Below are 25,244 nucleotides of genomic sequence, written 5' to 3' on the forward strand. Positions count from 1 at the left end.
TTCCTTGGCGTTACGGGTTGGCATTGGACGCTGCGTGCCGCCAGACGCGGGCGGCGCGCAGGCCGGGACGCACAGCGCGGCCCTCGGCGGCTTTCATAAAGGCCGCCAGGCGCGCGTCATAAGGTTTATGGCCGAAAAAGGCGGAGCCGGAAACCAGCACATCGGCCCCGGCATCCAGCAAGGCGGCCACGTTTTCCGGGCAGGCGCCCCCGTCCACCTGGACCAGCGCGCCCGCGACTCCGGCTTCGGCCAGCAGGGCGCGGGCCGCGCGGATTTTTTCATACGTCTGCGGAATGAAGGCCTGGCCGGAAAAACCGGGATTGACGCTCATCAGCAGCAAGAGATCCAGGTCCGGCGCGAGCCAGCGGGCTGCGGAAAGATCCGTGCCGGGGTTCAGGGCCAGCCCTGCCTTGAGGCCCAGCTTGCGGATTTCGGTCAGGGTGCGCTGGGCATGGCGGTCGGCCTCGGCGTGGATGACCAACAGGTCGGCTCCGGCTTCCTTGAAGTCGCGCAGATAACGGGCCGGTTCCTCAACCATCAGGTGCACGTCAAAAAAAAGCCCGCTGTGAGGCCGCAGGGCCTTGATCAGCGGGGGACCGAAAGTGATGTTGGGCACAAAGGCCCCGTCCATCACATCCAGATGCAACCAGGTTACACCGGCGGCTTCCAACGCGGCCAGTTCCTCGGCCAGACGGGAAAAATCAGCGGAAAGCAGGGATGGGGAAAGAATCATGCGGACATCCTCGTATGGACTGAACGCCAACGCGGCGGGAAGTTCAGAGCCGCCCGGCCAGCAGGCGGCGCACCGCCGTCAGCTCCCGTTTGAGCATCTGCATGAAGGCCGGGTCCGGCACGGCGGCCACCCGCTCGGGCAGGTTTTCGTCCAGAACCGCGCTGCCCTCCAGCACGCGGCGCGCGCCTTCGATGGTCATGCCCTGCTCGTGCAACAACTGCTGAATGCGCCGCAACAGGGCCAGATGCGTTTCCGTGTACAAACGCTGGCCCTTGTCCGTGCGCAGGGGGTCCAGCTGGGGGAACTCCGTTTCCCAGAAACGCAGAACATGAGTTTTGAGATTGAGCAGCTCCGCCGCCTCGCCGATGCGGTAGGTTTTTTCCGACATGAGCTCCCCCCGATGCCGCGAAAACGTTAAGGAAGCACTGAGTTAATAATCTTTTTGCCCTCTGCCCGCGTCCGGCTCACTCCATGCGAAGGTTGGGTTTGAATATACTCCCTCCGCCCGCAGTTCGCTTTCCTTGGCAAAGAACAAAAATCTTCATTCCTCAGCGCTTCCTTAGAACATTTCACATTGAAAATGTGTATATACTTTGACGTTGGAGCATGTTGCGTTTGAATGTTATACATTTCAAACGTTACGCCGCCCGCGCTACGGAAAAAACGCGGTTTATCGCTGCTGTCGATGCCCGTAAGCCCTTTTGGGCTAACGGGCACGGCTGCGCCGCCTCCGGTCGCTCCCTTGCACTTGGGCGCGGGTGTCCGCTCACGCAGCCACCAGAGGAATTCACTCATTTCAATCGTAAATCGCTCTAGGGCCTGTTTGACACTATAGAATTTTTGTTCGCTCGCAAGGAAGATAAGCCTGCTTTGAGGGAGTGTACTCTTTTGGTACTCGACCGAAAAAGCAGATGAAATCTGACGTAGCGAGCGGGCAAAAAGGCATAGTGTCAACAGGCCCTAGCCCACGGGCGTCAGATCCGCACGCCCAAGGTCCGTACCAGCGAGTCTGCCACCTTTTCCCTCTCCTTGTCCACTTCCGCGTCCTTGAGCGTCCGCCCGGCGTGGCGGAAAGTCAGACGGAAGGTCAGGTTGCGGGCCGGTTCCTTGTTCCCATCGCGCTCGGGTTCAAAGCAGTCCACCAATACGGCTTCTTCCAGCAGGGGCAGCTTGAGCCCGGCCAGATGGTCAAGCACTTGGCTGACCTTGAGTTCCGGCCCGGCCATGACCGTGATGTCGCGGCGCACCGGCGGATAGACCGGCAGGGGCGTGAAGCGGACCACGGCTTTGTCATACAGCTCGCGCAGCAACTCCAGATTGAGTTCAGCCAGCCAGACGGGCTTGCGGGCGTGGAAATCCTCGGCCAGGGCGGGTTTGACCCGGCCCATGACGCCCACACGCCTGCCCTCCGCCAACACGTCCACGCAGGGCAGGAGGAAGGGATGCTCTTCGGCCTGGCGGCAGACCGGCGCGGGCAGATGCAGGAAGTGCAGAAGGTGCTCCACCACGCCCTTGAGATCGGCGTAGCCCATATCCGCCTCAACATGCGGCCAGGAGGCGTCATGCCGCGCGCCGTAGAGCAGGATGCCCAGCATGCCGGTTTCGCGGGCCGTGGTTTCCGAAGCGGGATCGGCCTCAAAAATATGGGCCAGCTCGAAGAGCCGCAACCCCTGCGCGCCCTGGGCCAAGTTATTGCGCAGATCCTGAAGCAGGCCCGGGGCCAGATCCGTGCGCAGGGCGTCCTGCTCCGCCGAAAGGGGATTCATGATGGAAATGCGGCCCTCGCCGGGCAGGCCCAGTTGGTCCAGATCCTTGTGGCCCACAAAACTGTAGTTGACCGCCTCGTTGAGGCCCAGGCCCGCGCCCCAGTGCTTGAGCCGCAGCCAGAAGGCATAGCGGGACTCCGGCTCGGCGGCGCGCGCCAGGTCCAGATGCACGGGCGGCAGCACCGGCGGGATGGTGTCCAGCCCGTGCACGCGGCCCACTTCCTCAATGAGGTCAGCCTCGCGAGTGAGGTCGGGCCGCCAGGAAGGCTGCTCCACCAGCCAGGCGTCGTTGCTCTTTTCCACAGCGCAGCCCATGCCGGTGAGCACTTTTTCGCCGAATTCCGGGCTCAGCCGCACGCCCAGCAGGGCGTCGGCCCTGGCCGGGCGAAAGGCGATGCGCGCCGGAACAAAGGGCCGGGGCTCCACAATGGAGAGGCCACGCCGCACCACGCCGCCGCCGAAGGCCGCCATCATGGCACAGGCCCGGTCCAGAGCCCAGACCGTGCGTTGCTGGTCGATGCCGCGCTCGAAACGGTAGGAGGCTTCGGAAGAAAGTCCCAGCCGCCGCGAAGTCTTGCGGATGGTACCGGGCCGAAAGACCGCGCTTTCCAGAAAGACGTTGCGGCTTTGATCCGTAATTTCCGTGTTCAGTCCGCCCATGACCCCGGCCAGGCCCACGGGCCGTTCCGCGTCGCAGATGCAGAGATCGCGACCGGTCAGGACGCGCTCCTGGCCGTCCAGGGTGACGAATTTCTCGCCCTCGCGGGCGGGTTTGACCACGATGCGCCCGCCTCGGAGCTTGTCCAGATCAAAAGAATGCAGAGGCTGGCCGCATTCGAACAAAATGTAGTTGGTCACGTCCACGATATTGGAAATGGGCCGCACTCCCACGGCATGCAGGCGGTGCCGCACGCGCATGGGCGAGGGCGCCACCTTGATTTCGGAGATGACCCGGCCCGAATACAACCAGCAGAGCTCAGGGGCCGCGATTTCGATGGGCACCACGGCTTCCGGGCCGTCGGCGTCCAGATGCAGGGGCAGGTCCGGGATGGTCAGGGGCAGATTGAAGGCCAGGGCCGCCTCCCGCGCCAAGCCCAGCACGGAAAGGCAGTCCGCGCGGTTGGGCGTAATGGAGATGTCCAGCACCTCCCGGTCCAGATCCAGCACGTCCACAAGACGCGCGCCCGCCGGGGCGTTTTCCGGCAGGACCATGATGCCGCTGTGGTCCTCGGTGAGGCCCAGTTCCCGTTCGGAGCAGATCATGCCGAAAGACGGCGCGCCGCGCAGTTTGGCCTTCTTGATCACCGTGCCGTCGGGCAGGCTCGAGCCCACCAGGGCCACGGGCACCTTCTGACCGGCGGCCACGTTGGGCGCGCCGCAGACGATATCCAGCAGTTCGCCCTGGCCCGCGTCCACCTTGCAGCAATGCAGATGGTCGGAGTCAGGATGCTGGACGCATTCCAGCACATGCCCCACCACAATGGCGCTGATGGCGTCATAGGGGCGCTGAATGTCCTCCAGCTCCAGGCCGAGCATGGTCAGCCGGTCGCCCAGCGCTTCGGCATCGCCCTCGTAGGGCGTAAATTCACGCAGCCATGAAAGGGAAAGCAGCATATCTCGTTCCTGTGGGCTTATTTGAATGACCAGGCCGGGGTTTCCCGCCTGGGGGTCGGGTCCGGCAATGGCCGGGAATCCGCGCTGGAGCCGTATGAACCATAGGCACCTGGGCGCGGGCGCTGACGGGGCGCTTTTTCCTCGGGCGGGCGGTCGTCGACGGTATTGCCGTAGGCGTCGGTATAGCCCCCGCCGCCCTGAGTGGTGCCCGACTGCGCACCGGCGGCGGGCAGGCCTTCCAGAGGCTTGGGGCCGCCCGGCGGTTCCAGCCCGGAGTGGCGGGGGCTCAGGGCCGAAGCCGCCCAGGCCGGACGCGGAGCCGGGGCAAAGCCGTCCGACAGCACCGCGCCCGCGCACAGGGCGGCGCTCAGGGCAAGCAGAATCAGAACTCGCCTCATGGCCCTACCCTCAGGCGAACTGCCCCAGGAAGCGCACATCGTTCTCGAAGAACATGCGCAGATCCCCGATGCCGTATTTGAGCATGGCAACGCGCTCCACGCCCAGACCAAAGGCAAAACCGCTCACATCCTCGGGATAGCCCACGGCGGCATACACCGCCGGGTCCACTATGCCGCAGCCCAGAATCTCCACCCAGCCGGTGGTCTTGCAGACGCGGCAGGGTTCGCCGTCCACATGGCCCTTGCCGCCGCACATGCAGCAGGAAATATCCACCTCGGCCGACGGCTCGGTGAAGGGGAAAAAGCTCGGGCGGAAGCGCACCTTTGTCTCCCCGCCGAACACGGCCCGCACAAAGGCGGTGAGAGTGCCCCGCAGGTGGGCCATGCTGATGCCGTGCCCCACCATCAAGCCCTCGATCTGGTGAAACATGGGGGTATGGGTCAGGTCCGAGTCGCGGCGGTAGACCTTGCCGGGGGCCACCACGGCCACGGGCGGCTTGCGGGAAAGCATGGTGCGCACCTGCACCGGCGAGGTGTGGGTGCGCATGAGCACCTTTTCGGTGATGTAGAGGGTGTCCTGCATGTCCCGGGCCGGATGCTCGGCGGGCATGTTCAGGGACTCGAAATTGTAGTGGTCGATTTCCACTTCCGGGCCCGAGGCCACGTCAAAGCCGAGGCCCTTGAAAATGCCGCAGATCTCCTCCATGACCAGCGTGGTGGGATGCAGGGAGCCGCGCCAGGGCGCGCGACCCGGCAGGGAGGGATCGAAACGCGCCAGGGCCTCGGCTTCGCGCCCGGCTTCCAAAGCGCTTTTGCGCGCCTCGAACAGGGCGTTGCAGCGTTCCTTGACGCTGTTGGCGGCCTGTCCCACGGCCGGACGCTCAGCGGGCTCGAGCTTGGGCAGCCGGCTCATGATCTGGGCGAGACGCCCCTTGCGGCCCAGAAAATCCACCCGCAAGCCTTCCAGGTCTTCCAATGAAGAAGCCTGGTCCAGCCCTCGCTCGAGTTCCGGTACCAGGCCTTCCAATGCTGTAATCAGGTCCATGCAGATTCCCGATGCCGCCTGCGCGGCGCTGAGGCTTTCATAAAACACGGGCGGCGGGCTTTTGGCCGCGCCGCCCGTAAAATTTGGAAAGGCATTTGGAGAAATAGACCAGATGCCGTTTACTTCAGGGCAGCCTTGGCCAGCTCGACCACCTTGGCGAAATCGTCCTTCTGATAGACGGCCAGATCCGCGAGCACCTTGCGGTTCAGCTCAATGCCGGCCAGCTTCAGGCCGTGCATGAAACGGCTGTAGGAAAGCCCGCTCAGACGCGCACCGGCGTTGATGCGCAGAATCCAGAGCGTGCGGAAATCACGCTTGCGGTTCTTGCGGCCGACAAAGGCATACTGGAGCGAACGCTCCACCGCCTCGCGGGCGGTGCGGTACAGGCGGCTGCGGCCCCCGCGAAAACCTTTGGCGGCGCTCAGATACTTTTTGTGGCGACGATGACTGGCAAGACCTCTCTTCACACGCATGGGATGTCCCCTCCTTCACACCGGCCAGGCGGAGGAAAGCCCGCCGGGTGGGTAAAATTTGCTCCGCCCCCGTTGCCGGGGGACGCGGATTGAAGCGAACTCGCGGCTCCGCGCGCGCCGCCGACCCCAAACGGGTCGAAAAAAAAACCGCCGCGCTCAATACTGGGCAAGCGCGGATTTTTGGTCGCTGACAAGAAACCCGAACTTTTTATGAAGGGAGCGGACACTTCTGGCCCGTGACCGGAATAAAAAGCGAAGGATGCCGCCGTCAGCGGGCAAAAGGCCGCGCTTGCTAGCCGTTGGGCAGCATGCGACGAACAGCCTTTTCATTGGTGCTGTCCACCAAGGTGGCCTGACCCAGGCGCATCTTGCGGCCGGGAGCCTTCTTGGTCAGGATGTGGCGCAGATTCTGACGACGGCGCTTATACTTGCCGCTGCCGGTAAGCTGAAAGCGCTTGGCCGCGGCGCGCCGGGTTTTGATCTTGGGCATGGCGTACTCCTTACAGAACAAAAAAAACGGATATGCCCGAAGGCCCGTGTCCAGACCGCCGGGGAAGGCATAGTGCCTTAAAAAACATTCGGCCGCAAGAAGATTATTTCTTGGGCACCAGCAACATCTGCAGGGTGCGGCCTTCGGCGCGGGGCTCCTGGTCCACCTTGGCCACGTCCGCCAGATCTTGCACAACGCGTTCCAGTATGTTCAGGCCGCGGTCCTTGTGCACGATTTCGCGGCCGCGGAAAAATACCGTGATCTTGCAGCGGTCGCCGTCTTCCAGAAAACGACGGATGTGACGCAGCTTGGTTTCGTAGTCATGGTCGTCGGTCTTGGGCCGGACCTTGATTTCCTTGATCTGCACCACGGTCTGGCGTTTTTTGGCTTCCGCTTTCTTCTTCTGCTGCTCGTACTTGAACTTGCCGTAATCCATGATCCGGCAGACGGGCGGCTCAGAGGTGGAAGCCACTTCCACCAGATCCATGCCCCCTTCTTTAGCCAGGGCAATGGCCTCGTTGCGCTGCAAAATTCCCAGTTGTTCACCATCCGCGCCGATAACGCGCACCTCGCGCGCGCGGATCAGTTCGTTACGGCGCACGCCGTCCTGCGGCATTTCACGCCGCGGTCTCATATTAGGCGAAGCTATAGCGCATCCCTCCTTGTTTGAAAGGCTCTTCCGCGTCCGCCCGGATCAGGGCGGCCACGTCCGCAATGGATTTGAGCCCCAGATTTTCGCCGCTGCGCAGGCGGACGTTCACGCCGTCGGCCTGCACTTCCTTTTCTCCCACAACCAGAATGTAGGGCACTTTGGCCACCTGGGCCTCGCGCACCTTAAAACCGAGTTTTTCATTGCGCGTGTCCGCCGTCACCCGGATGCCCAAGGCCTGCAGTTCTCCGCGCATGCGTTCCACAGTGGCGTCCCCGGCTTCGGTGACTGTGAGCAGGCGGGCCTGCTCCGGCGCGAGCCAGGCGGGCAGGGCTCCGGCATACTGCTCGATAAGCACGCCGATGAAGCGCTCCAGCGAGCCCATGATGGCCCGGTGAACCATGACCGGGCGGTGGCGCTCGCCGTCCTGGCCCACATAGGTCAGGTCGAAACGCTCGGGCAGAGTGAAGTCCACCTGAATGGTGGAACACTGCCATTCGCGGCCGATGCAGTCCAGCAGGCGCACGTCGATCTTGGGACCGTAGAACGCGCCGTCTCCGGCATTGATCTCATAGGGCAGCCCGGCTTTTTCCACGGCCTGGATCAGGGCGTTGGTCGCCAATTCCCAGGCCTCGTCCGTACCGATGCTGCTCTCGGGCCGGGTGGACACGGCCACCTTGTACTGGAAACCGAAGAGGTGCATCAGGTCGCGGATCAGATGGATGACGCCCAGAATCTCGCCTTCCAGCTGCTCGGGCGCGCAAAGGATGTGCGCGTCGTCCTGGGTGAACTGGCGCACGCGCAACAGGCCGTGCAACACGCCGCTCTTTTCGTGGCGGTGCACCACGCCCAGTTCGAAATAGCGCTGGGGCAGATCGCGGTAGCTGCGCAGCTCGTTCTTGTAGATGAGCATGTGCGCGATGCAGTTCATGGGCTTGATGCCGTAAGCGTCGTCCTCGATCCGGGTAAAATACATGTTTTCACGGTAGTGATCGTAGTGGCCGGAACGCTGCCAGGTCTCCACGCGCAGCAGCTGCGGCCCCTGCACCATGTCGTAGCCGCGCTTGAGGTGCTCCTTGCGCCAGAAATCTTCCAGAATGGCGCGCACCAGCATGCCCTTGGGCAGCCAGAAAACCATGCCCGGAGCCACGTCCTCCTGGAAGGCGAACAGGCTCAGCTCGCGGCCCAGCTTGCGGTGGTCGCGGCGCTTGGCTTCCTCCAACTGCTTGAGATAGGCGGCCAGGGCCTTTTCGTCGGCAAAGGCAGTACCGTAGATACGCGACAACATGGGATTTTTTTCATCCCCGCGCCAGTAGGCGCCGGCCACGGACATCAGCTTGGAAGCCTTGGCAAAACCCGTATGCGGCACATGCGGGCCACGGCAGAGATCCGTGAAGTCGCCGCAGGTATAGAGGGAAACAGTGTCCGCCTCAATGCCTTCAATAAGCTCCACCTTGTAGGTTTCGCCCATGGCCTTGAAGCGCGCCACGGCGTCGGCCTTGGAGAGTGCTTCGCGGCTGAAAGGCTCTCGCGCCGCGGCGATTTTCTGCATCTCGGCCTCAATGGCCGGAAAATCCTCGCTGGAGAAGGGGCGCTCCACATCGAAATCGTAATAAAAGCCGTTGTCGATGGACGGCCCGATGGTCACCCTGGCCGTGGGAAACAGGCGTTTGACCGCGGCGGCCATGACATGGGCCGTGGAATGGCGGATCAATTGCAGGCCTTCGGGCGAGTCGGCATAGACGGGCGTGAGTTCGCCGCACCCTTCGGGCAGCGGCGCAGAAAGATCCAGCAGCTCGCTCCGGCCGTCGACGACGGCACCGGCGGCCACCACGGCCTTGAATTTCTTGCCGCTCAAAGCCTTTTGCAGCGCCGCCGCAACCTCGGCCCCGGCGGGAACGTCCACCATTTGCCCTTCCACACGGACATCCATCACAAGCTCCTTCTGCACGGGGCCCGGCGCACGACGCCCCAAAAACAAATGGGGAGGCAAACCTCCCCACTGTGCCGGACACCCAAGCGCGGGCCGCCTTTTACGCGGCGCGCTTTCTATGCTGAGGGGAAAATCCCCGGAATTGCAATTGGTAGGAACGAGCAGACTTGAACTGCTGACCCCTTCCGTGTCAAGGAAGTGCTCTAGCCACCTGAGCTACGCTCCTACATAGAGGCAAGAGGCTATATAGCCGCTGCCGCGCCCAGCGTCAACTCTTTTTTGGCGGATTCCCGTAACTTTTGCCGCCTCGGACCGCCGTCCGTTCCGGCAACAAAAAAGCCGCGCCGTTCACGCGTTGATCGTACTGAAGCCTTTCACTCTTACAGAATCCTCCCCGCAGGCTATGCTCGTCCCCAAAACCGCGCGCAAAGCCGTCCCAGACGCGCGCAAGCAGGGAGGAACCATGGCCGACACAGGCAAGAGCAACGGGCATCTGGGCATCCATCATCCCTTTGGGGCCAGACACGGCACGCCGGTGGCAGGACAAAGGCCGCCGCTGGCGGCATCTCACGAATCGCTGGCGGAGCAAATCTACCCCAAAGACTGGCGAGCGGCTCCCGCAACTCTGCCGGTGGCGGCTGACGCGCCCCTGGAGGAGCGTCTTTATCCGGACTCCATCCACTATGTGGTTGCCCGGCACAGCCGGGGGAATCATTCGGATTTGCATCCCTATGTGCCGGAGCCCAACGCGACCATACCATATTACAGGGTCGTAAATGATGCTATAACTGTAAAAAATATCGTTGTCGGAACTCTCCATAATGCAGCAGAATGCTTTCTTTTAAAAATCATAAAAGGCATACTGGCGGCTTCGCAAATAAGTCCCAATATTGAAATATAAAAAACCAAGCCAAATCACTTTTCATGGAGTTAAAAATAAAATCCATTTTGAAGTCGGTAAGCACAAGCACCAGAGCAAGCACGGAAAGTGCAAAACAGTATATTTTTGCTACATAGACGCCGGGTTTCCCATAGAGCAGCCACGCACTACCCAGTTGCGCAGCCAGGATGAGGACTAATCCCAGTCCATGTTGCGTTTTTATATTGAGAACACTTTGCAGCAGCACAAGTAAAGCAAGCAGCCAGTTTTGCCGCAACGCCGATCCGAGTTTGGCCAGGCCCATTGCTGATGACATTGTCGCCTCCTTTCCGGCGGCCAATCGGCCTCCTCCGCTACAGGGCTCCCGCTTCACCGATCCCGGCCAGCCAGGCCGCGAAGGCGGCCCGCGCGCGAGCCGCGTACAGGGCCTTGCGGTCCTTTTTACGCGCTTTTTCGCCCAGTTCCGGCATGAGGCCGAAGTGCGCGTTGGAGGGTTGAAAACGCTTGGACGGGGTTTGCAGATGGCGCAGCAGCGCACCCAGGGCGCTCTCCGCCGGGGGGGTGGGCAACTCCGCGCCGCGCGCCCGGGCCGCCAGCACGAGCCCCAGCCAGAGCCCGCTGGCGGCGGACTCCACATAACCTTCCACGCCGGTGATCTGCCCGGCCAGAAAGACGTGGGGACACGTCTTGAGGGAAAGGTCCGCATTGAGGGCTTCCGGCGCGTTGACGTAGGTATTGCGGTGCATGCTGCCGTAGCGGGCGAACTCCGCCCGTTCCAGACCCGGCACCAGCCGGAACACCCTGGCCTGTTCGGGCTGGGTCAGTTTGGTCTGGCAGCCCACCAGATTACAGGTTTCGCTGTTGGCGTTTTCCGCGCGCAGTTGCAGCACGGCCCAGGGGCGGCGGCCCGTGCGCGGGTCCACAAAGCCCACGGGCTTGAGCGGGCCGAAGGTCAGGGTGCGTGGGCCGCGCTCGGCCAGGGCCTCCACCGGCATGCAGCCCTCGAAATGCGTCTCGCGCTCAAAGGCGCGCGCCTCCACCTTGCGGGCTTCAAGCAGGGCCTGATAAAAAATTTCGTATTCCTCGCGGCTCATGGGACAGTTGAGATAGTCCCCCTGCCCCGCCGGTTCGCCGTTCTCGCAGTCATAACGCGAGGCCCGGAAGACCACGTTCATGTCCAGGGAATGTGTCCAGACGATGGGCGCTATGGCGTCATAAAAATAGCAGTGCTCCGCCCCCAGGGTGCGGGCCAGGGAGGCGGAAAGCTCCCCCGAAGCCAGGGGCCCGGCGGCGATGACCACCGTGCCCGCCCCGCTTTCGGCCAGGGCGGGATCGTCCGGGGAGTCGATGCGGCGCTCCACCAGCCGGATGCGGGGCTCGGCGGCCACGCGCGCGGTCATGGCTTGTGCGAAGGCTTCGCGGTCCACGGCCAGGGCCTTGCCCGCGGGCACCCGGCAGGCATCGGCCACGGCCATGAAATCGCTGTCCAGGGCGCGCATTTCCGCCTTGAGCAGGCCGACGCCCGATGTGGCCTCGTCCGAGCGCAGGGAATTGGAGCAGACCAGTTCGGCCAGGCAGTCGTTCACATGGGCCGGGGAACGGAAGCCGGGCTTCTGTTCAAAGAGGGTCACGTCCAGGCCCGCGCGGGCCAGACGCAACGCGCATTCGCAACCCGCGAGGCCGCCGCCCACCACGGCAATGGATGTCGGATTCATTATGGCTCCTTTTCTGCCCGGCAGCTTGTAAGAAAACAGCGCCAAAAGCAAGGCGAGACGTCCGGTGTCTGATTTTTCAAATGAGAGCAATTTCACTTTGAAATTGCTCTCACGCCGAACACGGTGCGGCGCGCCGCGAAGACCGACCCGACGGCGGCCCGTAGGACCGTGCCTGTAGCCCAAAGGGCGTACAGGCATCGAGAGCAACGCGGCGTGGATTCTAAGACTGTCCCCGTTGGCGGCAACGGAGCCATACGGGAGGCGACAGCAGCGATAACCACGTTTTTCGCCGGAATGTCAACTTTGAAATTTGTAAAATTTCAAAGTTGATCTACTTTAGACACTAGCCCCGTGCGGAATGTCGGCGTATGTTGGGCATACGCCCGCGCGGGCCGTTCCTGCCCGGCAGCGGCCGTCACTCTCAATCTTCCCGGAGGTGCGGCATGGGAACCGCTCTGATGCTTTTCGGCGGCCTGCTGCTGGCTCTCGCCGGCATGCTTTGTCTGGCGAAACTGGTTCTGGAGCCGGAGGAATTCCGCCTGTTCCTCGGCCTGTTCGCGCCCGGCGTGCTGCTTGCCTGCCTGCTGTCCTGGGGCGCGGGCGCGCTGGACCCGTCCGTTTCGGCCGTCAACAAATTTTTTGCCACCCTGGTGACCACGGCGGTTCTGCTGTACGCCGCGCGTCCGCTCCTGCGCCGGGCAGTGCGCGGCACTGTGCTCCTGCTGCTCTCCCTGGCCTCGGCGACGGTCGCCGTGCCCCTTATGCTGCTGGCGGTCTATCTCTATGCCGCATGGTTCCCCTCCTCCTTTGACTTCACCCCGCCGCCCGCAGACGACAAATATGACGCCTGTGCGCCCCCGCGCACTTGCCCCCGCAGCCTTCCTGCGCTACATGACTGGGCGTGAAGACCACAACTACTCCTCTCATTTCCGGCCAGGTTCCGGCCCCGGTTTCAGCCGAAGCCCCGGTGCATGTCGCCTTTGTCCGCTCCGGCGCGCGCGAGCTTTACGCCCAGGAACGGGAAGACTTTCTGGCCCCGGCCACGGCCCTTTCCGCCGGTTTCGACCTGCGGGCCTGCCTGGACGCGCCCGAAGCGCATATCGCGCCGGGCGCACGGCTGTGCGTGCCCACAGGGCTCAGCGTGCAGCCGCAACAGCCGGGTCTGGCGGGCTTTGTCTACTCCCGCAGCGGCCTGGGCGCGCGCGACGGGCTCACCGTGGCCCAGGGCGTGGGCGTCATCGACCCGGACTATACCGGGGAAATCCTGGTCATGCTTCTGAACACCTCCGGGGAAGAGCGACGACTCAAGCGCGGCGAGCGCATGGCCCAACTGATCTTTCAGCCCTATGTCCGCCCTGTCTGGCAGGAAGTGCCGGAACTGGCCGCCACCCGGCGCGGCGCGGGCGGTTTCGGGCACACGGGCCGTTGAAGCGGGCCGCAGCTTCGCCGCGCATGATTTTCGTATCCTGCCGCCGCCAACGGCGATGACACCGGTAAAACGGGACATGCCGTCAACCGGGCCGCCCGCTGGAGGTGAACCCTTTTCAGACGCAATCCCATAAGGAGTCCAATTCCATGTCGCAAGCCTTCAACGCCGTCAAAGCCGAGGAAGAACACCTGCTCTGCCGCTCATACAGCCGCTACCCGCTGGCTATCGCGCGCGGCAAGGGCGCGCGCCTCTGGGACGTGGACGGCAAGGAATATATGGACCTGCTGGCGGGCATCGCCGTGGCGGGCCTGGGACATTGCAACGACGAAGTCTGTGAGGCTCTGGAACGCCAGTCCCGCAAACTCTGGCACGTAAGCAATCTCTTTTACCAGCAGGAACAACTGGATCTCGCCAAGCTGCTGCTTTCCACCAGCCACCACGGCAAGGCCTTTTTCTGCAATTCCGGGGCCGAGGCCAACGAGGCCTGCATCAAGCTGGCCCGGCGCTATATGCGCACAGTCAAGCAGCGCGACGCCTATGAAATCATTACCCTGGGCGGCTGCTTCCACGGCCGCACCCTGGGGGCCCTGGCCGCCACGGGCCGCGAAAGCCTGAGCAAGGGCTTCACGCCCCTGCCCGAGGGCTTCAAGCAGGTGCCCGCCGGTGATCTGGAAGCTCTCAGGGCCGCGATCACGCCCGCCACGGCCGCCGTGCTGGTGGAAGTGGTGCAGGGCGAGGGCGGCGTGGTGCCCCTGCCCGAGGACTATCTGCACGGTGTGCAGGCCCTCTGCCGGGAGAAGGACATCCTCTTCCTCTGCGACGAAGTCCAGGCCGGGCTCTGCCGTACCGGCAAATTCTGGGCCTTCCAGAACTACAATCTTCAGCCCGATGCCATCAGTATGGCAAAATCCCTGGCCAACGGCCTGCCCATGGGCGCCATGCTGGCCACGGACGAAATGGCCCGGGGCTTTGAGGCGGGCAGCCATGCCACCACTTTCGGCGGCGGCGCGCTGACCTCGGCGGTGGCCGCCAAAACCGTGGAAATCATGCTGCGCGACCATCTGGCAGAACGCGCGGCCGCTCTGGGCGCGCACGTCAAGGAAGAACTGGCGGCTCTGCAACAGCGCCTGCCCGAGAAAATCCGTGAAGTGCGCGGCGTGGGCCTGATGCTGGGCATCGAACTGACCGGCGACGGCCAACCGGTCTGGGAAGAACTGCTGCGCCGGGGCTACATCTGCAACCTGAGCCACGGCGTCACCCTGCGCCTGCTGCCGCCCCTGACCATTGACCAGGCGGATCTGGACGGTTTTGTACGCGTGCTGGAAGATGTGCTCCGGGCGAATTGACGGGCCAGGGCAGACGCATCTAAAAAGTCTTTATTCCCCGATAGATTGGGGAACGAACAAAAAAGAGGCGAAGCCACCTTTGCTCCGCCGGAGCGAAGCGCAGGCGGATGGCTGGTGCCGGGAGAATCCTAAAAAATAGGATTTTTGCGTGCTGGCAAGGAAAATGGCACTTTTTGCGCGGAAACCGACCGGAAGGCGGCCCAAAGGGCCGTGCCCGTTGGGCGAGCCGGACGAGCCTTACGGGCATCGAGAGCAGAGCTGTACTCAAGTACATGAGCAGCAAAAAGCGCCAGATGACGCCGCCAGCACACAAAAGGCTGGTTTTGACGGATCATCACGGCAAATAAAAGGCCTACAAAACCTGGAATTAGATGCGTCTGCCCTGATTGACGGGCAATCAATGATTTACAGCATCGCCCCCTTATGCTAAGAACATAGGTCTTTGGAAAAATAGAACGAAAAACTTACGGCAACCCCGCCCCGGCGGGGTTGCCGCTTACTTTACCGAAACCAGCAAGACGAACAGCCTTATCGCAAGAAGCAAGGAGACAGTGATGGACGTGTTTGATCAGGCCACCGAACTGGAACGCTTGGACAGGGAGTCCGCCCTGGTGCGGGCGCGCGCTTCCATGGATCGCGGCGGACCGGAATGGATCGACGGCGTGGCCTGTTGCCGTGAATGCGGCGATCCCATCCCCCAGAAACGTCTGGATGCGCTGCCCGGCGTGGGCCTTTGCCGCGCCTGCCAGGAAGAACGCGAAAACAGCAATCGCTGAATCATCCTCCCGCACACCCGCGCCGCCGGACGCGAGCCCGGACGGCCCCAGGAGCGGATTAGCCTCAAGAATTGACATTCTCAGGGTTGGGCTGCCCTCAGTTTATCGTCAGGGTGAGACGTCACCTCGCACAAAAGCCGTTCAGCTTGCAAAAGCTGAACGGCTTTTGTGCGTTTGGACGCGGCCGTATCGCCCCGAATCAGCCCGTCAATTCCAGATGAAATGCAGCAACTTGTAGGAAATGAAACCGACTATCCCGGCGGCGGGCAGGGTCAGGGTCCAGGCAACGAGCAGACTGCCCGCCACGTTCCAGCGCACGGCCGAGAGCCGTTTAGTGGACCCCACGCCGAAGATGCAGGCCGAAATGGTATGCGTAGTGCTTACCGGCGCGCCCAGCAACGAGGCTCCGGTAATCACCAGAGCCGCCGAGCTTTCGGCGGCGAAGCCGTGCACCGGCTCCAGCTTGAAGATACGGTGGCCCATGGTCTTGACGATCTTCCAGCCGCCCACGGCCGTGCCCAGGGCCATGGCCCCGGCGCAGGCCAGTTTGACCCAGAGGGGCACTTCCACGCTGTCGATCTCGCCGAAGATCACCAGGGCCAGGGTGACGATGCCCATGGTTTTCTGGGCGTCGTTGAGGCCGTGGCTGGTAGCCATGAACCCGGCGGACACCAGTTGCAGATGCCGGAAAGTCCAGTTGACCTTGCTGCGGTGGACGTGTCCGAAAATCCAGTAAATCAGCCACATAATCAGAAAACCGGCGATGTAGCCGGCCAGGGGCGATCCCACCAGGGGGATCAGTACCTTGTCCACAATGCCGCTGACGTTGAGCGCGCCGAAGCCCTCGTCGGCCACGGCCGCGCCGATGAGCCCGCCGATCAGGGCATGGGAGGACGAGGACGGAATGCCGTAATACCATGTGATGCAGTTCCAGGCGATGGCCCCCACCAGGGCGGCCAGTACCAGCACGTGGCTGCCTTCCACCACATGCGGCAGCACAATGCCGCTGCCCAGGGTCTTGGCGACTTCCGTGCCCAGCAGGGCTCCGCCCAGATTGAGCAGGGCCGCCGCGCCCACGGCGAAACGCGGCGTGACCACCTTGGTGGACACTACGGTAGCGATGGCGTTGGCGCAGTCATGCGCGCCGTTGGTGAAGTCGAAAACCAGGGCCACCAACACGATGACGGCCAGAAGGAGGGGCACCTCAAACATTTTTCAGCACCGCTTCCTCAATGGTTTCCGCCAGGGTGTTGACCTGTTCCAGCAGCATGCTCATGCGCTCGTAGGCCTGGCTCCATTTCAGAATTTGCATGATCAGGGCGGGCGTGACCTCCTGCTGCTCGTCCATCAGTTCGGCCAGGCCCACGGCCAGAAGCATGTCGCATTCGCCGCGCAGCGTGCGGAAGGCGCGGGTTTTATGGCAGTCGCGCCGATGGGCCAGACCTTCCAGCATCAGCCGGGTGAGGTCGAGCATGGCGCTGATGGTCCGGGCCATTTGCAGGGCCGGAAAGCGCACCCGAGTGAATTCAAAAATATGCAGGCGGGTGCTCAGACTCTGCAAGCAGTCCATGGCTTCTTCCTGCTCCTGATTGATGCGCAGGATGTCTTCGCGGTCGATGGGCGTGATGAAGGTTTGGGAAAGGGCCCGGATGATCCGGGTGTGCAGCAGGTCGGCTTCTTCTTCCAGAAAGGCGATTTCTTTATGGACGTCGTCCATTTTGGAGGGGTCTTCGAGCATCTCGACCAGCAACCCGGCCATGCGGCGCAACAAGCCGTTCTGCTCCTGCAACATGGCGAAAAAAGGCGCGGACTTGGGTAGCAAGGCGGCAAACATGCGCTCTCCTGGTAAAAGAGTCACCGGCAAGGCCGGACGAGGTGTGTCCTGTTACGGCTGATGCGGGTCCGGGCTGTTGCGATGCCCACGCCTCAGTATACCGCATTGAGCCGGGCTTTCAAGCCATTTCCTGACCGCCCCGGCCTGGGCTTCGGGCAGCGGCCAGGGCGGCGATTGCACGCAGGCCGCGCCGGGCAGCAGCAGGGCCCCGTGGTGCAGAAAGAATCCCGTTCCGGCCGGGCCGGATTGATCCGACCGGCCATACAGGCCGTCCCCCCAGAGGGGATGGCCCAGGGCCGCCGCGTGTGCCCGGATCTGATGCCGCGCGCCGCAACGGATGCGGCAGGCGGCCAGGGTCAGGCCGCCGGGATCTTCCCCTTCGCCCGCGCCGGACGCGGAAGAAGTACTTTCGCCGTGCGCCGTATCCCGGACCAGGCCCGCAAGCGGACCTGTTGCCGCCGCGCCGCCCCAGACGTGCAGGGGCAGAAATTCCGTCCAGCGGAGCCTGTCGTCCGTGTCCGCCAGCACACGGCTTTGGCGGCGATCCGCCGTATCCAGGGCCAGCCGGACTGTGGACGGCCCGGCCAGTGTCCCTCTGAGCAGGGCTAGGTAGCGCTTTTCGCACCGGCCCGCCCGCTCCGCGACACGGAAGGCCTGAGCCGCCTTTGCCCCCAGGGCCGCGCAGACAATGCCCGAAGTTCCATAATCCAGGCGCTGCATGAGCCGCGGCGCACGCCCTTCGCTCTCTTCCGACAGCAAGACGGGCAACAGAGCCTCCAGGCTGAGGCCGTTGTCCCCGGCCAGGGCCGCGCTGTGCAGCCCGGCAGGCTTGTACAGAAAACAATAGTCTCCCTGGCGGGAGAGCAGGCGCGGCATGTCCGCGGAACACGGCGTCGCACCTGTTCCGTCCTCCGTGCCGCGCAGGGCAAGGACGTCGCCCGGCCGCAAACGGCACCCCGCATCTCCCACCCTGCCGTTGACCAGCACCGCGCCGCGCGCGATCAACCGGCGGCGTCCGCGCAGCCCCAGTTCGGGCGTCAGCGCGGCCAGGGCCTGGTCCAGTCGCTGTCCGGCCAGCGCAGCATCAACGCGGAGTTCGCGCGCGTTCATCCCAGTTCCGATTCCCCGGCGCGTCCGCCGTCGGGCAACAGGCCCAGCAGGGCTCTGGCCGTCAATTCCGGATCATGCCGTTGGGGATCTCCTTCGCAGACCATGTCGCGTTCCAGCAGAGGCACGCCCAAATCCGCCAGAGCGTGGCGGACTTCCGGCCCCAAGCCGCCCTCGTAGCGGCCGTTCCGGCTGTCCACCAGCACCCAGTGCAGAAGCTCTTCAGTGCGCGCCTCGGACGCGTCCTCGCGCAGATGACGCAGCAGCATGCCCACCTGCCCGACCAGGGAAAGGCCGTGCACTTCCGCATCATGGCCCGAGTTGGGGATGAAGATTTTAGGGCAGTTCGCGGCGGCTACGCTGCGGCCCACGCCCTGCGGCAGCAGATTGGCCAGCACACTGGTGTAAAAACTGCCCATGGGATAGCAGATGGCCCCGGCCGAGCGCAGGTAGGCGGCCGCGGCGGGCGCCAGCGGCGGACGGCAGGGCGTCTGGGGATGAACGGCGGCCCCGGCGCGGTCCGGTTCGTGCACGGTAAGAAAAAGGCGGCGCACGGGACGCGTCAGCTCCTTGAAGCGGTGCTGACCCACCAGGCGCGAACCGTCGTCCAGCTCCGCCGCCAGATGCAGGCTTTCGCCCGCAATGGGCAGCACCACCCCGCGCACCTGGAGCAGGCGGCTGAAAAAGGCCAGGACCGGCCCGAAATTACGCTTGTGGTGCAGATAGCCCCCGGCCAGGATCAGATTGCCCAGGCTGGCAAGGCGCGGGTCAAAATCCCGGGGCATGCGCTCCAGAAAAAAACGCATGTGCAGGCGCAGGGCCCCGGCGAAAATCTCCGGCATGGCAGCCCAGAACGGATGCTCCACCGCTGCCAGAGACCGCAGTTCGGCGCGCAGGGCTTCAGCATTCCCTTCTCCGGGCAGGCGGCGGGCGCAGAAATCGAGCACGTTCCGGGGCACCACGGCGCTGTCGGCCATAGCCAGCAGGCGGTTGCGGATATCGCCCACGGCGGGCATGGCAAAAGCCCGGCGCAGAGCGGCGGAACTGCCGCCGGAATCAAAGGGGGTGATCAGATGGACGGAATTGTGGGTATAGCGGGTCAACTGACGGCTTAAATCGCGCAAGGCCGTGCCGCCGGTAAAAAAAACGAGGCGCGGCCCCAAGGCCGGGATCAGGCCGGAAGCAGGGGGAGGCAGGGAAGCCGCCCCACGATTCTGGCCGTCGCCGTTCATGCGCCGCTCTCCGGCTTGGGGGTTGCGGGCGGGACAAGCAGATTGGCCGGACTGGCCGGAACCGGGGGAATGAGGCCGAACTCGCGCATGCGCAGAAAAATCAGGCGTCCGATCCAGGCATCCGTGGCGGCATAGGCGATCTGGCGCTGGCTCAGCTCCATCAGGCTCCAGTTGGAACACTGCGAGCCCTTGGAGATGCGCCAGCCGAAAAGATTGGCGGCCAGGGTACGCAGCCCCTGGCTGGGCAGCTTGTGGGCGCGGGCCGCATTGCCCAGATCCACCAGACCGGCGGGCTCAAAGTCGTGCAGTCTGGAGAGCTCGCGCATGTCGTCGCGGATACCCACACCGGCCTTGATGACATTTGGATCGGCGAGAATTTCGGCCAGATGCGGGCCAAAGGGCAGCCAGGCCAGCTGGACCAGATAGACAGCCCGCTCCGTCGCGAGCTGGATCAGCGAGGGCGCGTTGATCTTGCCCTTGCGGAAGGTGGGCCGGGTTTCCGTATCGAAGCCCAGCACGCCGTCCGCGCGCAGATCGGGCAGGGCCTGCTTCCAGTCCTCCAGTACGCGGATCACATGCACCGGCCCCTGATAATGGCAGAGGGGCATGGCGTTGATTTCATCGCCGCTCAAGCGGCGGCGCAGCATATTCAGGTCCATATGCATTTATTTGCCGATGCAGAATTGGGCAAAGACCCTGTCCAGCACTTCCGCAGGGCTGGACAGGCCCGTCACTTCACCAAGGTGCGCCGCCGCCGTATCCAGGCGCACGGCGCAGCAGTCATAGGGCTGGCCCGCGCGAACGTCCGCTTCCAGAGCTTCCAGCTCGGCCAACGCCTCTTCCAGAGCCAGAGCCTGCCGCGCGTTGGGCGCAAGGCCGTCGGACGGCGGCCTGTCGCATCCGTCGGCCAACAGGGTCTGCCGCAGAGCCATGGCCAGAGCGTCCACATTGCCGCCCGAACGCGCGCTTACCTTACAACAGGAAAGGCCGTCTGCCCAGCGCGGCGGGAACAATTCCGGCGAGCAGAGGTCGCTCTTGTTCCAGACCAGAAGCACGGGCGTATCTCCGGCCAGTTCCAGCACCTGGCGTGCCGCCGCGTCGGGGCAGCTTTCCGCGGCGGCTCCGGCCTCACCCAGGCGCGCGCCGTCCAGCACCAGCAGGATGCAATCCGCTTCGCCCAGTTTTTCCCGGCTCAGGGCCATGCCCAGGGCTTCCACGGCATCCGCGCCGTGCCGGCCTTCCTCGGTTTGGCGCAGACCGGCGGTATCCGTGAGGCGCACGGGCAGCCCGTCCAGATCGCAGGCTTCTTCCAGAAAATCGCGGGTCGTGCCCGGAATGTCCGTGACCAGAGCCCGGTTGCGGCCCAGCAGCGCATTGAGCAGGCTGGATTTGCCCGCGTTCACCGCTCCGGCCAGGACCACGACGGCTCCCTGCTGCATGACGCGGGCCCGCTTCTGCCCGGCCAACAGGCGCCGCACGGAGCAGGCCACTTCAGTCACGGCCCGGCCGAAGGCCGCCGGGGCAAGGCATTCCACCTCTTCCTCGGGAAAATCCACGGCCAGACAGACCTGGACGCGCAGAGCTTCCAGCTCTTCCCGCAGAGCCAGCACGCGGCGGCCCAGCAGGCCGTCCAGGCGGTTCAGGCTGTAACGCAGGGCTTCGCGCGAGGGCGCGGCGATAAGTTCGGCCACGGCTTCGGCCTGGCTCAGGTCCATGCGCCCGTTGGCAAAGGCCCGGCGCGAAAACTCGCCCCGCTCGGCCTGGCGCGCGCCCAGACGCAGAATGCTTTCCAACACGGCCTGGACAATAAGCGGGCCGCCGTGACAGTGGATTTCGGCCATATCCTCGCCGGTGAAGGTACGCGGGCCGGGCATGAACACGGCCAACACGTCGTCCAGGGCTTCACCATACCGGTCCAGGACCCGGCCACGGTGCAGGAACCAGGGGCGAAAATTTTCAAAACGCGGCGAAAGGGGCAGAAACATGCGCGCCAGCAACGCCTTGGCCCTCGGGCCGGAAAGGCGCACAATGCCGATGCCCCCGGCTCCGGGAGGCGTGGCTATGGCGGCAATGGTGGACATGGACAGCTTTGCTCCCTGGAGCATTTTAGAGCATCTCAACATTGGAATGCTTTACTACGAAACCGTACGCGCACGTTATTTGCGCTGTCGCTTCTCCGTCAGCGTGCTTACGAGCTTTACGGCGAGGACAGCCGGGCTGAACGGCGGAGTAAACGTATCGTCAGCTTTGAAATTTTACAAATTTCAAAGCCGCACACGGTGCGGCGTTGGAGCAATTTCACTTTGAAATTGCTCCAAAATCGTCCGCTACGCTTTTTCCAGCTTCCGGCGCATGATGACCACTCTTTTCATGGGACCGTCGCCGGTGCTGCGGGTTTGCACATCTCCGGCGTCCTGGAGGCAGACATGCACAATGCGCCGATGATAGGAAGAAAGGGGTCGCGTGGAATACGAACGTCCGCTCTGGCGCACCCTTTCAGCCAGGGCCAGGGCCATTTCCCGCAATTTTTCGTCCTGGCGCCGACGGTATTCCCCGGCGTCCAGCTGCACGCGCACGGCGGCGTTCATACCCCGCGACACAACGCGCGACACCAGATACTGCAAAGCCGCCAGGGTCTGGCCCTCACGCCCGATAAGCAGGCCGGAGTCCTCGTCGCAGTCCACGCAGACCTGCACCCGGCCCTCGCCCACTTTGACGTCAAGGCACATCTCCGTACCCACAATGGGCCGCACCAGCTCGCGCACGGCCTCCTGAACCAGAGCCTCCAGACGGACGGCATCCAGCTGCTCCACAGGCGTCACGGGCAGACCTTCACCGGCTTCGTCCAGATCCTCCCCAGACAGATCCAGTCCCTCGCCGGGCGTTCCTTCCTGGCTTCCAGGGCGGCTTTCCTCGCGCCGGGGCCGGGCACGCCCGGAAGCGCGGCAGGATTCCCGCCGCCCGCCTGCGCGTGTTTCCGCGCGGGCCTCGTCACGGTCTGCGGCGCACGCGGCTTCCCGCTCCTCGCTTTGGCCTTCAGGACAATTCTCGTCCCCAGCCGGAGCGACGTCAGCGCGGGCACCCACTTCCGGCTCCGGTGCGGAACGGATGGACGGCGCGGCCTGGGCCCTCTCTTCCATTTCCCCAGCGGGAGCCGCGCCGGACTCGGGCGGCGTCGCCGCGCGGGCACAAGGCTCTTCAGCGGCAATGGAAGCGGCGTTTTTACGCCCGCGCTCCTGGCTCTGCTCCCGCCCGCGCCGGGGGCGTTCCTGCCGGGCGTTCTTTTCCGGGATACGCGGAGCCGCGCCTGCAGACTCCCCTTCTTCGTCGGGGGCGGCAGCGCCTTTTTTGCCCAGGATGCTTTCCACAGCCTCGCGCAGATGGGCCCTGCGCGCGCGCACCTTGGCCTTGCGCGCTCCCACTATGCCGAAAATGCCGGACTTGGCGTCCTGGAGTATTTCAATCTCCAGCTTTTCCCGCGCCGTGTTGAAGTAGCCGCAGGCTTCCTCGATGGCGCTGTCCAGGTCTTTGCCCTGAAATTCTTTGAACCCTTCCATAACGAACCTCACTCACACAGAGAGGACAAAATCAGCTCGATGCCGGAGCACGACGGGTGTTCCAACGCGGCATACGCCAGCCACGCCTCATGTCTAATTTTCAAATTAGAGCGATTTCACTTTGAAATTGCTCTGGCGGCTGCATAAGCAGACGCCCGCCACGAAGGCGTAAGCGCAGTTTATTTGCGCGGTTGTCTCGCCCGTTAGCGAGTCTTCGAGCTTTACGGGCGAGGACAGCAGAGCGAGCGGCTTAAAAACTTTGAGAATGTCAATTCTCAAAGGTAATCTGCTCTAGACGCACAAACCCCATAGGGCTTTGCGGCGACGCAGCCGCCGTGAGTCAGCGAAAAACCACATTTTTTCGCTGACGATCCTGCGAAAATTGAGAGCATAACCATGCTCGAATTTTTGCAGTCAGATACAATAAAAGCGGGCGCATCTTTAAAATCCCGCATTGCCTTTTCGGACGGGAAAGGCCGCCCGCAGGCAACACGCGGCAGGGATTTGCGGGCAAATCCCTGCCGCGCGGCTCAACATTTTTACAGCGTTTTTCGATTGAAATATTACACAGTTCAATCGTGAATCGCTCTACTTCTACACCTGAACCGTTCTACGCCTCGGCCCGCGCGGCGGCCTTGTTCTTACGCATCATCAGCCACTGCTGGAAGATGGACAGGATGTTGTTGACCAGCCAGTAGATGACGAGGCCCGAGGGGAAGCCCAGGAACAGCACCGTGAAGATCAGAGGCAGGAACATCATGATCTTCTGCTGGGTGGGATCCGTGGCCGGGGGGCTCATCCTCTGCTGCAGGAACATGGTCAGGCCCATGATGACCGGCGTGATGTAATAGGGATCCTTGGCCGAAAGGTCGGCCAGCCAGAGCTTGTCCGTAAAGGGCAGATACATGATGAACGGCGCGTGTCTGAGCTCAATGGACGTGAGCAGGGCCTGGTACAGGCCGAAGAAAACCGGCAGCTGGATCAGAATGGGCACACAGCCGCTGGCCGGGTTGACGCCGTAGGTCTTGTACAGAGCCATGACTTCCTTGTTCATGAGCTCCTTGTTGTCCTTATACTTTTCCCTGATGGCCGTCATCATGGGCTGAAGCTTCTTCATCTTCTCCATGGACGCATAGCTCTTGGCCGTCAGGGGCCAGAACACGGCCTTGATCACGATGGTCAGCAGAATAATGGCCACGCCCCAGTTATGCACGTACTTGTGGAAGAACTCCAGCAACCAGAGCAGACCCTTGGCGATGATGCTGAACATGCCCAGGTCGATGCTCTTGGCCAGCTGGTCGGACACGGCCAGCAACTGGGTGCGGTCTTTGGGGCCCAGCCAGTAGGAAACCGTCAGTTCCTTTTCCTGCCCCGGCGCGAGAAGGTTTTCAGGCTCTTCAACGGCGGTGCGGTAGACGGTTTTCTGCAACAGGCCCTTGACCGTGACGTTGTTGGTTTCGCCGGGCAGCACGGCGGACAGGAAATAAGTGCTCATGGCCCCGGCCCAGTAAATCTTGCCCGTGGCCTGCACGCCCGTGCTTTCCAGGGTTTTGCTCGAAGATTCCTCGGACAGGCTGCCGTCGTTGTCCCAGGCCACGCGCATGGAATCATAGCGGCCGCCGGCCGCATTGCTGGCGTCGGAGGCCACGGTGTAGCTCACACGCACACTGCGGGGCTGATCCCCGGCATTGATGAGCCGGATTTTTTCCTTGATCAGATAGGAGTCCGCGTTGAAGGTCAGTTCGCGGATCACGCGCAGGTTGTCCACCACGCCCACAAGGCGCAACGCGCCCTGCTGACCGGCGTCCAGCTTCAGGTTCTGCTCGCCGCTGTCCAGCGACCACTGGCCGGTGCTCCAGGACGGCTGGCTGTTGATCACCAGGCCTAACGGCGCCACGGCGGCCGTGCGTTCGTCCACCATGTTCACCAAGGGCGAATCCGGCGCGAGACCGGTCTGGAATTTTTTGAGCTTGAAGGAGCGCAGCGGGCCGCCGCCGGTGTAGAAAACAGCTTCGTACAGCGGGGAATCAACGGTCAGGTCGCGGCCTGGAGCCGGAGTGAACGCAGGCAACGTCGCGGCTTTGGCGGCTTCTTCCTTGCGCTGTTCCGCCTTGACCGCCTCCTGACGGACGGCCTCCTGCTGCTGCGCCACCGCCGCCGGGTCGGGCGTCTGCACCCATCCCATGTATTCGGCCAGGCGTCCCCAACCGAAAAGAATCACTAAGCACAACACAATGGCCAGAATCAAATTTTTGCTGTCTTGCATG

At 63.4% G+C, this 25,244-nt stretch carries 24 protein-coding genes and 1 tRNA gene; 5 read left to right on the forward strand and 20 right to left on the reverse strand.

The window, feature by feature from the left end; all coding sequences use genetic code 11:
- Positions 1–10: 10 nt before the first annotated feature.
- The 10 genes from rpe to HMPREF0326_RS00545 all read right to left on the reverse strand — a co-directional run bounded on the left by rpe (position 11) and on the right by HMPREF0326_RS00545 (position 9,327).
- On the reverse strand, positions 11–733 hold the full coding sequence (gene rpe, locus HMPREF0326_RS00500; RefSeq protein WP_008681862.1) for a ribulose-phosphate 3-epimerase: 723 nt from the start codon (positions 731–733) through the stop codon (positions 11–13).
- 43 nt (positions 734–776) lie between these two features.
- Positions 777–1,121, reverse strand: coding sequence for a MerR family transcriptional regulator (locus HMPREF0326_RS00505; RefSeq protein ID WP_008681863.1), 345 nt, complete (start codon positions 1,119–1,121; stop codon positions 777–779).
- A gap of 586 nt (positions 1,122–1,707) precedes the next feature.
- Positions 1,708–4,113, reverse strand: a complete 2,406-nt coding sequence (gene pheT, locus HMPREF0326_RS00510; RefSeq protein WP_008681865.1) for a phenylalanine--tRNA ligase subunit beta — start codon at positions 4,111–4,113, stop codon at positions 1,708–1,710.
- Between the two features lie 17 nt (positions 4,114–4,130).
- The gene (locus tag HMPREF0326_RS00515) at positions 4,131–4,511 is read right to left on the reverse strand and encodes a hypothetical protein (protein WP_020990102.1); all 381 of its coding nucleotides are present in this window, start codon (positions 4,509–4,511) and stop codon (positions 4,131–4,133) included.
- A 10-nt stretch (positions 4,512–4,521) separates the two neighbouring features.
- The gene (gene pheS, locus HMPREF0326_RS00520; RefSeq protein WP_008681868.1) at positions 4,522–5,556 is read right to left on the reverse strand and encodes a phenylalanine--tRNA ligase subunit alpha; all 1,035 of its coding nucleotides are present in this window, start codon (positions 5,554–5,556) and stop codon (positions 4,522–4,524) included.
- Positions 5,557–5,675: 119 nt separating this feature from the next.
- The gene (gene rplT / locus HMPREF0326_RS00525) at positions 5,676–6,029 is read right to left on the reverse strand and encodes a 50S ribosomal protein L20 (protein WP_008681870.1); all 354 of its coding nucleotides are present in this window, start codon (positions 6,027–6,029) and stop codon (positions 5,676–5,678) included.
- A 292-nt stretch (positions 6,030–6,321) separates the two neighbouring features.
- Positions 6,322–6,519, reverse strand: coding sequence for a 50S ribosomal protein L35 (gene rpmI, locus HMPREF0326_RS00530; protein ID WP_008681871.1), 198 nt, complete (start codon positions 6,517–6,519; stop codon positions 6,322–6,324).
- Positions 6,520–6,622: 103 nt separating this feature from the next.
- Entirely contained in the window at positions 6,623–7,153 is a 531-nt protein-coding gene (gene infC / locus HMPREF0326_RS00535; RefSeq protein WP_008681873.1) for a translation initiation factor IF-3, read from the reverse strand.
- 1 nt (position 7,154) lies between these two features.
- The gene (gene thrS / locus HMPREF0326_RS00540) at positions 7,155–9,101 is read right to left on the reverse strand and encodes a threonine--tRNA ligase (RefSeq protein ID WP_008681876.1); all 1,947 of its coding nucleotides are present in this window, start codon (positions 9,099–9,101) and stop codon (positions 7,155–7,157) included.
- 149 nt (positions 9,102–9,250) lie between these two features.
- Positions 9,251–9,327: transfer RNA gene (locus HMPREF0326_RS00545), tRNA-Val, on the reverse strand.
- Positions 9,328–9,564: 237 nt separating this feature from the next.
- Here HMPREF0326_RS00545 and HMPREF0326_RS16515 point away from each other — a divergent pair.
- On the forward strand, positions 9,565–10,002 hold the full coding sequence (locus HMPREF0326_RS16515) for a hypothetical protein (protein ID WP_020990104.1): 438 nt from the start codon (positions 9,565–9,567) through the stop codon (positions 10,000–10,002).
- Here the strand turns inward: HMPREF0326_RS16515 and HMPREF0326_RS00555 are convergent.
- Positions 9,950–10,297: a hypothetical protein gene (locus HMPREF0326_RS00555; RefSeq protein WP_009302886.1), complete on the reverse strand. Its 348-nt coding sequence runs from the start codon at positions 10,295–10,297 to the stop codon at positions 9,950–9,952. The two genes, HMPREF0326_RS16515 and HMPREF0326_RS00555, sit on opposite strands and share 53 nt — an antisense overlap.
- Positions 10,298–10,334: 37 nt before the next feature.
- Entirely contained in the window at positions 10,335–11,696 is a 1,362-nt protein-coding gene (gene trmFO / locus HMPREF0326_RS00560) for a methylenetetrahydrofolate--tRNA-(uracil(54)-C(5))-methyltransferase (FADH(2)-oxidizing) TrmFO (protein ID WP_009302885.1), read from the reverse strand.
- Positions 11,697–12,139: 443 nt separating this feature from the next.
- Between trmFO and HMPREF0326_RS00565 the strand changes: the two genes are divergently transcribed.
- The 4 genes from HMPREF0326_RS00565 (at position 12,140) to HMPREF0326_RS00580 (ending at position 15,247) form a co-directional block, all read left to right on the forward strand.
- Positions 12,140–12,601, forward strand: coding sequence for a hypothetical protein (locus HMPREF0326_RS00565; protein WP_020990105.1), 462 nt, complete (start codon positions 12,140–12,142; stop codon positions 12,599–12,601).
- Positions 12,598–13,125, forward strand: coding sequence for a dUTP diphosphatase (gene dut / locus HMPREF0326_RS00570; RefSeq protein WP_020990106.1), 528 nt, complete (start codon positions 12,598–12,600; stop codon positions 13,123–13,125). The genes HMPREF0326_RS00565 and dut overlap by 4 nt, the downstream gene beginning before the upstream one ends.
- A gap of 146 nt (positions 13,126–13,271) precedes the next feature.
- On the forward strand, positions 13,272–14,471 hold the full coding sequence (locus tag HMPREF0326_RS00575; RefSeq protein ID WP_020990107.1) for an aspartate aminotransferase family protein: 1,200 nt from the start codon (positions 13,272–13,274) through the stop codon (positions 14,469–14,471).
- A 554-nt stretch (positions 14,472–15,025) separates the two neighbouring features.
- A complete protein-coding gene (locus tag HMPREF0326_RS00580; protein ID WP_008681889.1) occupies positions 15,026–15,247 on the forward strand; it encodes a TraR/DksA family transcriptional regulator in 222 nt (73 codons plus the stop codon).
- Positions 15,248–15,454: 207 nt separating this feature from the next.
- On the opposite strand, the gene HMPREF0326_RS00585 is transcribed toward HMPREF0326_RS00580, so the two are convergent.
- The 8 genes from HMPREF0326_RS00585 to yidC form a co-directional block, all read right to left on the reverse strand.
- Positions 15,455–16,459, reverse strand: coding sequence for an inorganic phosphate transporter (locus tag HMPREF0326_RS00585; protein WP_008681890.1), 1,005 nt, complete (start codon positions 16,457–16,459; stop codon positions 15,455–15,457).
- Complete coding sequence (locus tag HMPREF0326_RS00590; protein ID WP_008681892.1) at positions 16,452–17,081, reverse strand: DUF47 domain-containing protein; 630 nt, start codon at positions 17,079–17,081, stop codon at positions 16,452–16,454. Before HMPREF0326_RS00590 ends, HMPREF0326_RS00585 begins: the two co-directional genes overlap by 8 nt.
- Positions 17,082–17,132: 51 nt before the next feature.
- Complete coding sequence (locus HMPREF0326_RS00595) at positions 17,133–18,191, reverse strand: pseudouridine synthase (protein ID WP_008681894.1); 1,059 nt, start codon at positions 18,189–18,191, stop codon at positions 17,133–17,135.
- On the reverse strand, positions 18,188–19,420 hold the full coding sequence (locus HMPREF0326_RS00600; RefSeq protein ID WP_008681896.1) for a GAK system CofD-like protein: 1,233 nt from the start codon (positions 19,418–19,420) through the stop codon (positions 18,188–18,190). The genes HMPREF0326_RS00595 and HMPREF0326_RS00600 overlap by 4 nt, the downstream gene beginning before the upstream one ends.
- Positions 19,417–20,067 carry a 3'-5' exonuclease gene (locus HMPREF0326_RS00605; RefSeq protein ID WP_008681898.1) on the reverse strand — a complete coding sequence of 217 codons (651 nt, stop codon included), beginning with the start codon at positions 20,065–20,067 and terminating at the stop codon, positions 19,417–19,419. Before HMPREF0326_RS00605 ends, HMPREF0326_RS00600 begins: the two co-directional genes overlap by 4 nt.
- Positions 20,068–20,085: 18 nt before the next feature.
- Positions 20,086–21,501 carry a tRNA uridine-5-carboxymethylaminomethyl(34) synthesis GTPase MnmE gene (mnmE, locus tag HMPREF0326_RS00610; RefSeq protein WP_008681900.1) on the reverse strand — a complete coding sequence of 472 codons (1,416 nt, stop codon included), beginning with the start codon at positions 21,499–21,501 and terminating at the stop codon, positions 20,086–20,088.
- A 246-nt stretch (positions 21,502–21,747) separates the two neighbouring features.
- Positions 21,748–22,977 (reverse strand): RNA-binding cell elongation regulator Jag/EloR, encoded by a 1,230-nt coding sequence (gene jag, locus HMPREF0326_RS00615; RefSeq protein ID WP_020990108.1) that lies wholly within the window; start codon positions 22,975–22,977, stop codon positions 21,748–21,750.
- A 610-nt stretch (positions 22,978–23,587) separates the two neighbouring features.
- Positions 23,588–25,243, reverse strand: coding sequence for a membrane protein insertase YidC (gene yidC, locus HMPREF0326_RS00620; RefSeq protein ID WP_008681903.1), 1,656 nt, complete (start codon positions 25,241–25,243; stop codon positions 23,588–23,590).
- Position 25,244 lies beyond the last annotated feature (1 nt).

Origin of the sequence: Desulfovibrio sp. 3_1_syn3 (assembly GCF_000145315.2) — a bacterium.
Taxonomy (GTDB): Bacteria; Desulfobacterota; Desulfovibrionia; order Desulfovibrionales; family Desulfovibrionaceae; genus Desulfovibrio; species Desulfovibrio fairfieldensis.